The sequence below is a fragment of the Leptospira biflexa serovar Patoc strain 'Patoc 1 (Paris)' genome, from assembly GCF_000017685.1.
GTDB lineage: Bacteria > Spirochaetota > Leptospiria > Leptospirales > Leptospiraceae > Leptospira_A > Leptospira_A biflexa.
On the sequence record NC_010602.1, the window covers coordinates 2421560 to 2433458 of the forward strand.

11 protein-coding genes are annotated in these 11899 nt (G+C 40.9%); 4 read left to right on the top strand and 7 right to left on the bottom strand.

The genetic code is table 11. The features are described 5' to 3' along the window. The first annotated feature begins 25 nt into the window (after positions 1–25). Together LEPBI_RS11615 and LEPBI_RS11620 are read left to right on the top strand one after the other, a co-directional pair. Positions 26–862 carry a hypothetical protein gene (locus LEPBI_RS11615; RefSeq protein ID WP_012389307.1) on the top strand — a complete coding sequence of 279 codons (837 nt, stop codon included), beginning with the start codon at positions 26–28 and terminating at the stop codon, positions 860–862. Continuing rightward, positions 859–2724 carry a chorismate-binding protein gene (locus LEPBI_RS11620; protein WP_012389308.1) on the top strand — a complete coding sequence of 622 codons (1866 nt, stop codon included), beginning with the start codon at positions 859–861 and terminating at the stop codon, positions 2722–2724. Before LEPBI_RS11615 ends, LEPBI_RS11620 begins: the two co-directional genes overlap by 4 nt. On the opposite strand, the gene hslU is transcribed toward LEPBI_RS11620, so the two are convergent. From hslU to xerD, 4 genes are read right to left on the bottom strand one after another with little or no spacing between them, the layout of a single operon-like run. After that, positions 2714–4132, bottom strand: coding sequence for an ATP-dependent protease ATPase subunit HslU (gene hslU, locus LEPBI_RS11625; protein WP_012389309.1), 1419 nt, complete (start codon positions 4130–4132; stop codon positions 2714–2716). The genes LEPBI_RS11620 and hslU overlap by 11 nt on opposite strands. A gap of 1 nt (position 4133) precedes the next feature. Continuing rightward, positions 4134–4667, bottom strand: coding sequence for an ATP-dependent protease subunit HslV (gene hslV / locus LEPBI_RS11630; RefSeq protein WP_012389310.1), 534 nt, complete (start codon positions 4665–4667; stop codon positions 4134–4136). Between the two features lie 46 nt (positions 4668–4713). Beyond that, a complete protein-coding gene (locus tag LEPBI_RS11635; protein ID WP_012389311.1) occupies positions 4714–5145 on the bottom strand; it encodes an ATP-binding protein in 432 nt (143 codons plus the stop codon). After that, complete coding sequence (xerD, locus tag LEPBI_RS11640; RefSeq protein ID WP_012389312.1) at positions 5145–6053, bottom strand: site-specific tyrosine recombinase XerD; 909 nt, start codon at positions 6051–6053, stop codon at positions 5145–5147. Before xerD ends, LEPBI_RS11635 begins: the two co-directional genes overlap by 1 nt. Before the next feature lie 97 nt (positions 6054–6150). Between xerD and LEPBI_RS11645 the strand changes: the two genes are divergently transcribed. Further along, the gene (locus tag LEPBI_RS11645; RefSeq protein WP_012389313.1) at positions 6151–6672 is read left to right on the top strand and encodes a tetratricopeptide repeat protein; all 522 of its coding nucleotides are present in this window, start codon (positions 6151–6153) and stop codon (positions 6670–6672) included. A 60-nt stretch (positions 6673–6732) separates the two neighbouring features. Continuing rightward, positions 6733–7674, top strand: a complete 942-nt coding sequence (gene trxB / locus LEPBI_RS11650; RefSeq protein WP_012389314.1) for a thioredoxin-disulfide reductase — start codon at positions 6733–6735, stop codon at positions 7672–7674. A gap of 136 nt (positions 7675–7810) precedes the next feature. Here trxB and LEPBI_RS11655 read toward each other — a convergent pair whose 3' ends face one another. The 3 genes from LEPBI_RS11655 to ilvB form a co-directional block, all read right to left on the bottom strand. Next, positions 7811–9547 (bottom strand): hypothetical protein, encoded by a 1737-nt coding sequence (locus tag LEPBI_RS11655; protein WP_012476346.1) that lies wholly within the window; start codon positions 9545–9547, stop codon positions 7811–7813. 62 nt (positions 9548–9609) lie between these two features. Further along, positions 9610–10098 (bottom strand): acetolactate synthase small subunit, encoded by a 489-nt coding sequence (ilvN, locus tag LEPBI_RS11660; RefSeq protein ID WP_012389316.1) that lies wholly within the window; start codon positions 10096–10098, stop codon positions 9610–9612. After that, a complete protein-coding gene (gene ilvB, locus LEPBI_RS11665) occupies positions 10095–11801 on the bottom strand; it encodes a biosynthetic-type acetolactate synthase large subunit (RefSeq protein ID WP_012476347.1) in 1707 nt (568 codons plus the stop codon). Before ilvB ends, ilvN begins: the two co-directional genes overlap by 4 nt. Positions 11802–11899: the final 98 nt, after the last annotated feature.

The following is an 11899-nucleotide window of genomic DNA, read 5'->3' on the forward strand; positions in this document are numbered from 1 at the left end:
TAACATAAAAGTTTAGCGAACCTCAATGGCAAACGAGAAAATCAAATACAAAGGCACAGAAATCCTTCAAAACTTAGACCGACTCATCCAAAAGGATTATTTCCATTTTGAACTGAAAGGTCTGACAAAATCTACACGAGACATCGTAAACGAAGTGGTCCAAGGAATCTTAAACCGAGTGGGAGCCAATCCTCTCACTTCCTTTCACCTCTTCAGTGGCCTTATGGAAGCATTACTGAATGCAGTCAAAGCCAATACACGATTTGTGATTTTCCAAGATGAACTCTTAAACAAACTAAAAGCCCAAGGCCAAACACCTGAGGAAGAAGCAGAAGAGTTACTCGATATCATTCTCGAAACTGAACCACTCCGGGATGCCATGCAACGTTACATTGTGCCCAATAAAATCAAAAAAGTGGTACAAAAAATCCTCACTCTTTCTGACAAAAAACGAACTAAAAAACATAATCTTTCTGAAGAAGAAAAAGACTTCCTAACTATTGTTAGAGAAAAAGTCAAAAAGTATGATCTAAAAATTTCAATGAAAATTGAAATTCGTCCTACTTCAGTTTACATCCGGATTCGTAATGATTCCCCCATTATGGGTATGGACCTAAACCGCATCCGTAAAAGTAGAGAGCGCCATGCAGAACTTGCCAAACAAGGCAATAGTGCAGAATTCTTTCGTCCCGACTTTTTAGATGAAAAGGAAAGTGCTGGTTTTGGAATTGCTATGATTGACGAAGGGTTTTATAATTTAGGCCTTGATCCCTTGGATTGTTTTGACATCCAAACCAGTAAAAAAACAACCACTGTGTATCTAAATTACCCTCTAGATGCACTTCAAAAAATGGAGTTTTGATTCCCATCAAATCCATTACTTGGAAATCCTTTGAAGAGAACTACCGAAAAACTGGCGGCCTTCTCTTCGAGGATACCCTCTCCGAACCAGGGTTTACCATCTCTGAGCACTACTCCTCTCCGAAAAAAGAAATTTATCTCAAATACGATAAAAACCAAAACACAATGGAAGAGATAAAGAACATCTTCCGATCCTTGGACGAAGCTAGAAAAAATGGGTTGTATCCCTGTGGTATCCTTTACTTTGAATTAGGTTATCATTTCATTGAAGGACTAAATCTTACCACATCTCCCTTAGAAGAAGGAACTCCACTCCTCCACGTCACGCTCTTTGAAAAAAAACAAACCTATCAATACCAAAACCCAGATCCAAAGTTTTTTTCATCCTTTTTCATTTCCAATATTTTCCCAAAGTGGACTGAAGCAGATTACATCAAAAAGTGGAATCAAACATATGAGTATTTAAAGTTAGGTGAGAGTTATGAATTAAATTTATGTTTTCCTGTGGGATTTAATGTCACAGGGGATAATTTTTCACTCTACCAAAGTTTAAAGGCAAAACAAAAAACAAAATATTCCGTTTATTATCCCTATGATCAGAATGAAAAATTAATTTTATCTTTATCACCGGAATTGTTCTTTGAGGTGAAGGACCAAACCATACAAACCGAACCCATGAAAGGAACGATACCGAGAGGGAAGACAAAGGAAGAAGACCAAAAAAACTTTTTACACTTACAAACTTCTGAAAAAGAGAAAGCGGAAAATGTAATGATCACCGATTTGTATCGGAATGATTTAGGTAGGATCGCAAAACAAGGTACTGTGAATGTAGATGGATTGTTCTCCATTATAGGACTTGGAACGGTTTGGCAAATGGTATCAAAAGTACGAGCAGAATTGAAAAATGCATTTGAATGGAACCATGTTTTATCTGCCCTGTTTCCATCCGGATCTGTGATTGGTGCCCCAAAACAAAGGTCATTTGAACTTCTTAGAACTTTAGAAGGAAACAATCGAGGTGTGTATACTGGTTCATTTTTTACCTCAGAAGAAACAAATGGTTCTCCTTACATACGTGCCAGTGTCACGATCCGCACTTTGGATTTAACAAAACGGGAAAATATAACCACTGGGGTGTATGGAATTGGAAGTGGTGTGACCGTTCTCTCCCAAGCAAACGAAGAATACAAAGAATGCCTCTCCAAACTGAAAATTTTAACCAATCTCCACCAACCAAAGTTTGAAATCCTCGAAACACTACTCCTGATCAATGGATCCATTTTTTTAAAAGAACTTCATTTGATGAGGATGGAAACCACTGCCCATCGATTTGGTTTCCCTTTTTCCAAAGAAAAACTAGAACTTTGTCTAAGTCATCTAATCAATAAACAAAAGGGACGAATACGCGTTCGATTATTACTCAGCGAAGAGGGAGAGTTTCAGTATGAAACAAATCCAATTCAAAAAAGGTCTGGCCGCCAATCCATTCGATTGGGTCTCTGTCGGGAACCGATTGATTCCGACGATGTATTTTTATACCACAAAACCACAAACCGAAGTGTTTATGAGAAACACTTAGAGCTCTGCAAGACCATGGGAGTGGATGATTGTATTCTCTTCGATAGAGAAGGGAGAGTGCTTGAGACATGCATCCGTAATTTGTTTTACAAACTCAATGGAGAGTGGTACACGCCGAATTTAGAAACGGGAGGCCTTCCTGGAGTCTTTCGGGAAAAATTACTCCGTAAAAATTGGATCAAGGAAAAAATCACAACAATGGATGATCTAAATCATGCATCCATTGTTCTCGTTGGAAACTCCGTTCGAGGATTCGAACGGGTAACTCTTGTTACAGAATGAATCGACTTAAGTCTTTGTCCTCAATGATCCCTTTTAGTTTACCTGAAACATAGTCCTGATTGATCACCACATGTTTTTGATCATCTGGCAAATCAGGTGCATCAAAACTTGTGTCTTCCAATAATTTTTCCATGATGGTATTGAGCCTTCTTGCTCCAATGTTTTCATTTTTTTCATTCATTTGGAAGGCAAGTTTTGCAATTTCGGCAATCCCATCTTTTGTGTATTCAATCTTCACACCTTCAGTGGCTAGTAAGGCTTCGTATTGTTTGGTGAGAGAGGATTTAGGAGTGGTTAAAATTTGAATGAAGTCTGCCTCTGTTAGTGTTTCCAATTCCACACGAATGGGAAACCTTCCTTGTAATTCAGGGATGAGGTCAGAAGGTTTTGTCATGTGAAAGGCACCAGCCGCAATGAAAAGGATATGATCGGTTTTGATGGGACCCAGTTTTGTATTCACAGTGGATCCTTCCACGATGGGAAGTAAATCACGTTGTACCCCTTCTCTAGAAACATCTGCCCCTTGGCGCCCTTCTCTCCCGGCAATTTTATCAATCTCATCGAGAAAAATAATCCCCATCTCTTCCACTCGGCGTACTGCTTCCGATTGGATTTTATCAGAATCGATGAGTTTTTCTGCCTCTGCTTCGAGTAATATTTTTTCTGCATCAGAGACTTTCACCTTTCGTTTGCCAGATTTTTTTGGCATGAGATCCCCAAGAAGGTTTTGGATTTGGTTGTCCATCTCCTCCATATTTCCAGCACCAAACACCTGCAACATAGGCATTCCCGTTTGAGCCGAAGGTTTTGGGATATCAATTTCAATTTCTTGTTCGGAAAGGATTCCTTTTCTTAGTTTTTCTCTGAACTTCTCTCTGGATTCTTTGTAACTTTGGAACCTTTCTTTTTCTTCTGGGTTTAGATCTTCTTCTTTTTTGTGAAAGATTGGGGGAAGGATGGCATCGAGAATGATCTCTTCTGCTCTCTCTTCTGCCTTATCCTTCACTCGATCGCGAAATTCCGACTTCACTAAATTGAGAGCACCCATTGCCAAATCTCGCACCATGGATTCCACATCACGACCGACATAACCAACTTCAGTGTATTTGGTTGCTTCCACTTTGATAAAAGGTGCACCACATAACTTAGACAAACGGCGAGCAATTTCTGTTTTTCCAACTCCCGTTGGTCCAATCATGATGATGTTTTTGGGATAAATTTCTTCTCGTAAGGATTCATTTAACTTTCTTCGTCTCGAACGATTTCTAAGTGCTACAGCCACAGCCCGTTTGGCTTTGGTTTGACCGATGATGTGTTCATCCAAACGCTCTACAATTTGGCGTGGCGTGAGTTCGTTTAGATCCTCACCTTGGGTTGCGACTTCTGCAAGTATTGTTTTGAAACTCATCTTATAATTCCTCTATCACCAAATTATGATTTGTATAAATACAAATGTCAGCCGTAATGTTCATTGCCTTTGTTATGATTTCTTTTGGATCTAAATCTGTATTTTCCACTAGGGCTCTTGCGGCACTCAGTGCAAAATTGCCACCAGAACCAATCGCAAGCACTCCATCATCGGGAGAAATCACATCGCCTGTCCCTGAAATGAGAAAGGATTCGTTTGCATCACAGACGATGAGGAGTGCCTCAAGCCTTCGTAACATCCGGTCCATCCTCCATTCGCGGGCAAGTTCCACCGCCGCACGAGAAACTGATCCGCCATGTTCGATTAATTTTTTTTCAAAAAGTTCAAAAAGAGTAAATGCATCGGCAGCGCTCCCTGCAAATCCTGCGATCACCTTACCATTGTAAAGGCGACGGACTTTTTTTGCTGTGTGTTTCATGACGGTATTTCCCATCGAAACTTGGCCATCCCCTCCAACTGCGATTTTTCCGTTTTTACGTACGGATAGGATGGTGGTTGCGTGAATTGTTTCCATAAGGATAAATTTCCAAATGAGGAAGCTTTGTCGAGAAAAATGGAGGTTACTTTCTTTTGATGAGGACCATCTGGTTTCCAATCTCGAAGGATTGGTCTAAAAAATAATAATCGGTGAGTTCGCGGATCATAAAAAGACCAATGCCATGTTCTCTGTAATCACTCAAATCAAAACTACGTAGGTCTTTTGGTTCTACTTTTAGGCCGTAATCCCTGAGTTTAATTTCGACTCTGTCTTTATCAAATTGGATTTCAATGAAAATGGGTTTATTTGTCTGACCAGAATAGGCATGCCGAATGATATTGGTGATGGCTTCACCAATCACAAGTTTTAAGTCCATGGAATCAAATAATGAAAATCCATGTTCTAAACATAGATGGAAAAAATAATTGCGAGTGTGGGAAATAAATCTGGGGTTTGAAGGAATTTGGATACGGACTACTTTGCCGTAGTCCGCATGTTTTGAAGGGTTTACCATTATCCTCTCGGATGGAATTTCTTATGAACTTCCTTCAGAGTTTTATTTGCCATATGGGTATAAATCTGTGTCGTCGAAATATCGATATGGCCGAGAAGCTCTTGCACTGATTTGAGATCTGCATGGTTTTCCAATAGATGAGTTGCAAATGAGTGACGAAGAGTGTGTGGTGTGACTTTTTTCTTAATTTTGGTTCGTTTGATGTAATGGTTTAGGAGTCTCCAAACCGACTTACGGTTGATATACGACCCTTTCTTCGATACAAATACAAAATCACATGTTCTTTTTTTGAGGATTTCTGTCCGGCTTTCCACCAAATATCGTTTTAGGATTTCCAATGACTTTTCACCAAAAGGAACGAGGCGTTGTCTTCCTCCCTTTCCTTCTACTGTGATTGTCATATTTTCCATATCGATATCAGTCATTTTCAAATTACATGCTTCTGAGATCCGAAGTCCTGAAGAGTAAAGGAGTTCAAAGATACATTTGTCACGAAGTTCGTACAAATTGTCCTCTTTGATATTGCGAAATAATTCTTCGATTTCTGCCTGTGTAAGGTAATCAGGGATTGTCCTTGCGACTTCAGGAGTTTCAATTTTTTCCGTTGGATTGGAATCGAGGCGTTTTTCGTCTCTTAGGTATTTGTAAAACTGACGGATTGCCACAACTTCTCGTGCAAGTGTTTTTGCTGAGATTTTACGTTCTCTCTCTTCTTCAAGAAAACGCATGATGTCATTGGCTTTTACTTCTAAGAAGTTGATATGTTCTTTTTCCAAAAAGATGGCGAACTTGTTGAGATCGTATCCGTAGGAATAAATCGAATTATCGCTTAGTCCTTTTTCTACGGACAGGTACTCTTGGAATGTTTGTAAAAGCTGATTTTGAGAAACTGGCAATTTGGAACCCATCTTTACTCTCTTATGTTACTTAAAGAGTCGGACAAAAAGCTTAAAGAGACTTATTATTTTTTTTGCCACAAATGACTATGTCAGGAAAAAAGGAGAAGTGTCAGATCGAATCACTCCCTTTTTTTTACTCATCCTTTCTTTTTTGTTAGTCGTTAATTGCGGCCGAAAAGAACGAACTCTTTTTGAAGAAGGGAAAAAATGGGAAATGGTCGGCGAAAAAACCAAAGCCCTCTATTATTACGAACTTTCTCTCCGAGAAAATCCAGAATATGATCCCGTCCTCAAACGAATGGGACTCCTCCTAGCAGACAGCGTCGAATCCATTGCCACTGCCATTTTTTATTTGGAAAATTACCACAGGCAAAAAAAAGACGATACAGAAGTGCAAAGAGAACTCTTCCGCCTCTATCTTACCACAGGGTATGAAAAAGAAGCACTGGAAATTTTGGAAGAAATTCGGTTCCAGGGAAAAAAAGAAACCTTGGAATTTTTTGAAGCCAGTTATCTCTGTCTTACGAGAGGGGGGAAACAAAAAGAATACCTCCAAAGTTTAGAAAAAAGCCCACTTTCCGGAGACCCTTATTACGCTCCTTGGGTTCGGGCTTGTGAAACAAAATAAACGAGATTGATTTAGACCGAGTCTAAGAAATAACGAACTAGATACAGGATAGGAGACATTATGAACCACAAAGTTGTCATCATTGGATCAGGACCAGCAGGTCATACGGCAGCCATCTACGCGGCAAGGGCCAATTTAAACCCAGTGATGTATGAAGGATTTATGGCGGGCGGAGTTGCCGCAGGGGGACAACTCACAACCACAACCGAAGTGGAAAATTTTCCAGGTTTCCCAGAAGGAATCGATGGAACCAAACTCACCCAACTCTTCCGAGAACAATCGGCAAAATACGGAACGACCATCCACACCCAAACCATCACCAAAGTGGATTTTTCCAAACGACCTTTTACCATTTGGTCTGATGACGAAGAAATCAAAGCAGATTCCATCATCATTGCAACTGGAGCGACCGCCAAACGAATGTTTGTAAAGGGTGAAGATGTGTTTTGGCAACGCGGGATTTCTGCTTGTGCGGTTTGTGATGGTGCCCTACCCATTTACCGAAACAAAGCATTGGCTGTTGTTGGTGGTGGTGACTCGGCTGTAGAAGAAGCAAACCATCTCACGAAATTTGCATCCAAAGTGTATTTGGTCGTGAGACGTGACCAACTCAGAGCTTCCCAAATCATGCAAAAACGAGCGATGGAACACCCAAAAATCGAAATCCTTTGGAACCAAACCGTGGTAGAAGCGAAAGGGGGAGCCGGTGGCCTCACATCGATTGTCCTTGAAAGCACAAAGGACAAAACCCAAAAAGACTTAGAAGTGGGCGGACTCTTTTATGCGATAGGGCATGTTCCGAACACTGAAATCTTTAAGGGTCAATTGAACTTAGATGAAACAGGTTACATCATCACAAAACCAGGAACCACTCAAACCAATGTGGAAGGTGTGTTTGCGGCAGGTGATGTACAGGACAAAGTGTACAGGCAAGCCATCACTGCAGCCGGCAGTGGTTGTATGGCTGCACTCGAAGCCGAACGATGGCTCGAAGGCCATTAGAAAATCAGAAGAAACTTCCATCTTGGCATTAAGAAACCAGTTTGGTGGTAGATCCACTGGCTGGCTTTTTTTAGACCAACAAAAACAATTCTCTTTAAAAATACCCAGAATCGAACCATGATCCTGCCAACACAATTCAGTCAGAATACTGGGCAGTCTCTCTGTTTTGAAAGATCACGGAACTTCCGTTTGGTGCTACGTACTGTTTTTTCCCATCTTCCCATTCCACAATGGTAAAATTAGAACCACGGAAAACAATTTGGTTTCCAGGGAATACATTGGCTTCCCAACCCTCTCCATACCAACGGTAATTGCCTTTTTTCCAAAGGAAAAAGTAGGATTTGCCGGGGCCTAAAAAATCCCCTTCCCGTTTGCCTGAATAATCTTCCACGTTTGCCGTAAAGATACGGGATAAGTTAGGAATTTCATCGTAGGATTTGATCTCTTTTGCTGATTCTTTCAGTGAAAACCCTTTTTCCAAAAAGACTTTGAATTCGGTAGGGAATTTTGGATCCATGACCGTCATTCCCATCATAGAAAGTGGTTTTGCAAATTTTAAGATACCAATTTCATCCGTTTCAAATTGTTTGATACTATCCTTTAAGAGAGTGTCTGGATTTTTCCCTGTGATTTTTTGTAAGGCAAGGATGGAACCAAGTCCCAAACAAGTTTCCTTTTGATAAGCAATGATCGAATCCTTTCCATATACATCATGTAAATGTTTTGCAAGAATGGCACCCATTGTATACGGAAGATTGTCTTTGTATTTGGCATCTAATAATGATTTAAAACTTTTGGGAACTTTGTTTTCTCTGATTAACTTTTCAATTTCCGTGTACAACCAAATTTTTTTGCGATCATTAAACCTTGATTCGATGTAAGTTGGAAATCCTTCTTCAAACCATGGATCCACAATTTCTTCCGTGGGAGCTTTTCCTGTTTCCGCAATGGTCTTCATACAAGATACTTGTTCGATATTTCTTGTTAGTTTTTGGAGTACCATACTGAAATTGACCCGACGGAGAGAATCAGCATCAAACTTTGGATTGCCTGTTTTTTCTGGCATCGAATCGCCACAACAGACCACGAGGGCATCCTTTCCACCTAACCCCAATTCCCCTTGGTGGGCACCTGGAAGGTCAAATCCAACATATTCTTTTGCAGAAGAATGGTCATCAAAAAGAAGAACGGGAATTTTTCCACGGTTTTCAAAACCGAATTCATATTTCAAATAAGAAAATAGGAATTTGGTTTTTCCTTCATCACCAAACGCTCGTAAGAACTCATTCCATTTATCGGAACCATAAAAAATGAGATTCTCAACTTCCAACTTTGGTTTTCCAAATTTGGTTTCATCCACTAAAAGGAAGTTTTGGAAATCGAGCGGTTTCTGGTAGATTGTATCGTATTCTTTTCTATTGGCGATCCAATACTTTGTGATTTTGGTATTGTCTGGGTAGTTCCAAACGAGAGTCGGTGAACATCCGTTACAGTTAGGTGGTGCAGGAGCATACACAAATCCAATCCCAGTAGGAAAATCCAATTTAAAAATCCCTGTTGGCCATTCGGTAAAGACACTACCATCAGCTCGTTTCCATTGGTAATGGTTTTTGGCCCATTGGTATACTTCTCCACCATCGGGACCTGAGTAGTATCCTGGAGCGGCATCCAAAAAACCTAACTTTAAATCTTCTAATTTTGGTTCTTGGAGTTTTTCCGATTGGAAAAAAGTTTTGGGAGCTGATTCCCCAAAATCAAAATACAAAACGTCTGCCCCACTCCCACGTTTTAAGGGAACAGGTTTTCTTTCGGCATCAGAATAGACTAAAGATGCAACCAGTAAGGATGCGATGATGGTGAAAAAACGTTTCATGGGAACCAAACTCAGTTTTGTTCCCAAGTATGCTTTGTTTTTAGACCACTGTCAAGAGGATTCTAAACAGTGTTTTGGTTACGATAGGCGATGGCAATTTGACCAGTGCGAGAGATCTCACGAATTCCAAATGGTTTTAAGACCGTGATGATATTTGTCACCTGACGGGAATTTCCTGAAAATTCTATGAGAAGAGAGTCTTCTGTCATTTCTAAAATTTTGACATCAAAACCATTACAAATCGTGAGCGCTTCACTTCGGTTGTTTTCCGTGATGGAAAATGAGACAAGCACAAGTTCCCTTTGGACAGAACTCGCATAGGCCATGTCTTGCACCCGAAGCACATCGGGGAGTTTGAGGAGTTGGTTTTTCACTTGTCCCACAACAAAATCATCCCCGTTCAGAACAATTGTCATCGAAGATACTTCTGCGTTGTCTGTGACTCCGACAGCAATCGAATCAATGTTATACCCACGTCTTGTAAAAAGTCCAGAGACATGGCTCATCACGCCTGGATGATTATTGACTAAGATACTGAGTGTATGTTTCATTTTTTCAATTTCCCCAAGTCTTTGAATTCTATGAGGTCTTGTTGTGATTTTCCGGCAGGGATCATAGGGAATACTTTTTCTTCCGCAGGGATCATAACTTCAATGAGGGCTGATCCGCTGTCTTTTAAGAAAAACTCCACTCCCTTCTCGATTTCAGACTTTTTTTCAATCCGCATCGCTGGGATGTCATAGGCTTCGGCAAGTTTTACAAAGTTTGGATTATAAGTCCATTGGGATTCACTGAATCGTTCTTCATAAAAGAGTTCCTGCCACTGGCGAACCATTCCAAGAAAGTTATTATTAAACAGTAAAATTTTGACACCTAACTTAGATTGAGCGATTGTTGCTAGTTCTTGGATACACATTTGGAAAGAACCATCTCCTGTGACACAAATCACAGTTTTGTCTGGGTTTCCAAATTTGGCACCAATGGCCGCAGGGAGTCCATACCCCATCGTACCAAGTCCACCAGACGTAAGCCAAGTGTTTGGTTTATCAAAGAGATAATACTGTGCTGCCCACATTTGGTGTTGGCCAACGTCGGTTGATACAATGGCCTCTCCCTTGGTTTTTGCATATACCTTTTGTAAAAAATCTTGGGGTTTGATTGTGTCACCACTGTTATCGAAATCAAGTGGATGATTTTTTTTGAGTGATTGGATATTTTGAATCCACTCACTGCGATCTCCACTTTTCACAAATGGTAGGATTTCACGAATGGCATCTTTTAAGTCCCCATGTAAGATATGATCTACATTGATTCGTTTGTTGAACTCAGCGGCATCAATGTCAATATGGGCCCGCACAGCACTTGGCGCAAAGTCTTGGTATTTGGCAACGCGGTCATCAAACCTAGCACCTAAGTTTAGGATATAATCACATTCTAACACGGCTTTGTTGGCATAAGCCGTTCCGTGCATCCCAAGCATTCCGACAGACAAGGGATGGGTTCCAGGAAAGGCACCAAGACCCATAAGTGTTGTGGTAACAGGTGCATTTGCTTTTTCTGCAAGGGCTTTGATTTCGGCCGAGGCAAAGGAATTGATCGCTCCCCCACCGACATAAAGTAACGGGCGTTTGGCTCCGTTCAGAGCATCTGCAAATTCTTGTGGGTCCCCTTTCACCTTTGGTCTTTCATAATGGTGAGGGGCAATTTTTAGGCTTTGCGCTTTTCGAACTGTTGTTTTTCCCAGTTGCACATCTTTTGGAAAATCAAGGAGGACTGGGCCTGGTCTTCCTCCCATGGCGATTTTGATGGCTTCTTCAAAATGACGGGCAAGATCATCTGCTTTTTTGATAAGGGCATTGTATTTTGTGATGGGGATTGTGATCCCAAAGATATCGGCTTCTTGGAAGGCGTCTGTGCCTATGGCATCGGTTGCGACTTGGCCTGTGATCGCAAGTATGGGAACAGAATCCATTTTGGCATCCGTAAGGCCAGTGATCAAATTCGTTGCCCCTGGGCCCGAAGTGGCAATACAAACACCTAACTTACCTGTGGAACGTGCATACCCTTCTGCCATATGGATGGCACCTTGTTCATGGCGGACAAGGATGTGTTTTATTTTTTTGCTATGATAGAGTTCGTCGTAGAAAGGGAGGATGGCTCCACCTGGGTATCCAAAGACGATTTCCACACCCGCTTCTTCCAATAATTCGACCATAAGCCGGCCGCCAGTAATCGCTTCGGTTGTCGATGTCATTCGTTTCCCCCCTATTGTCATTTCTGCAAAAAAGAGCCTGTTGTCAATGTTCTCACGTTTTTGAGTCGATTTTTACTGTCTAAAAAGGAATGCTGAAA

Excerpts from the sequence above, each read along its gene's own strand:
- LEPBI_RS11615 (WP_012389307.1), top strand. The coding sequence starts at position 26 with ATGGCAAACGAGAAAATCAAATACAAAGGCACAGAAATCCTTCAAAAC.
- hslU (WP_012389309.1), bottom strand. The coding sequence starts at position 4,132 with ATGAGTTTCAAAACAATACTTGCAGAAGTCGCAACCCAAGGTGAGGAT.
- hslV (WP_012389310.1), bottom strand. The coding sequence starts at position 4,667 with ATGGAAACAATTCACGCAACCACCATCCTATCCGTACGTAAAAACGGA.
- LEPBI_RS11635 (WP_012389311.1), bottom strand. The coding sequence starts at position 5,145 with ATGGTAAACCCTTCAAAACATGCGGACTACGGCAAAGTAGTCCGTATC.
- xerD (WP_012389312.1), bottom strand. The coding sequence starts at position 6,053 with ATGGGTTCCAAATTGCCAGTTTCTCAAAATCAGCTTTTACAAACATTC.
- trxB (WP_012389314.1), top strand. The coding sequence starts at position 6,733 with ATGAACCACAAAGTTGTCATCATTGGATCAGGACCAGCAGGTCATACG.
- LEPBI_RS11655 (WP_012476346.1), bottom strand. The coding sequence starts at position 9,547 with ATGAAACGTTTTTTCACCATCATCGCATCCTTACTGGTTGCATCTTTA.
- ilvN (WP_012389316.1), bottom strand. The coding sequence starts at position 10,098 with ATGAAACATACACTCAGTATCTTAGTCAATAATCATCCAGGCGTGATG.
- ilvB (WP_012476347.1), bottom strand. The coding sequence starts at position 11,801 with ATGACATCGACAACCGAAGCGATTACTGGCGGCCGGCTTATGGTCGAA.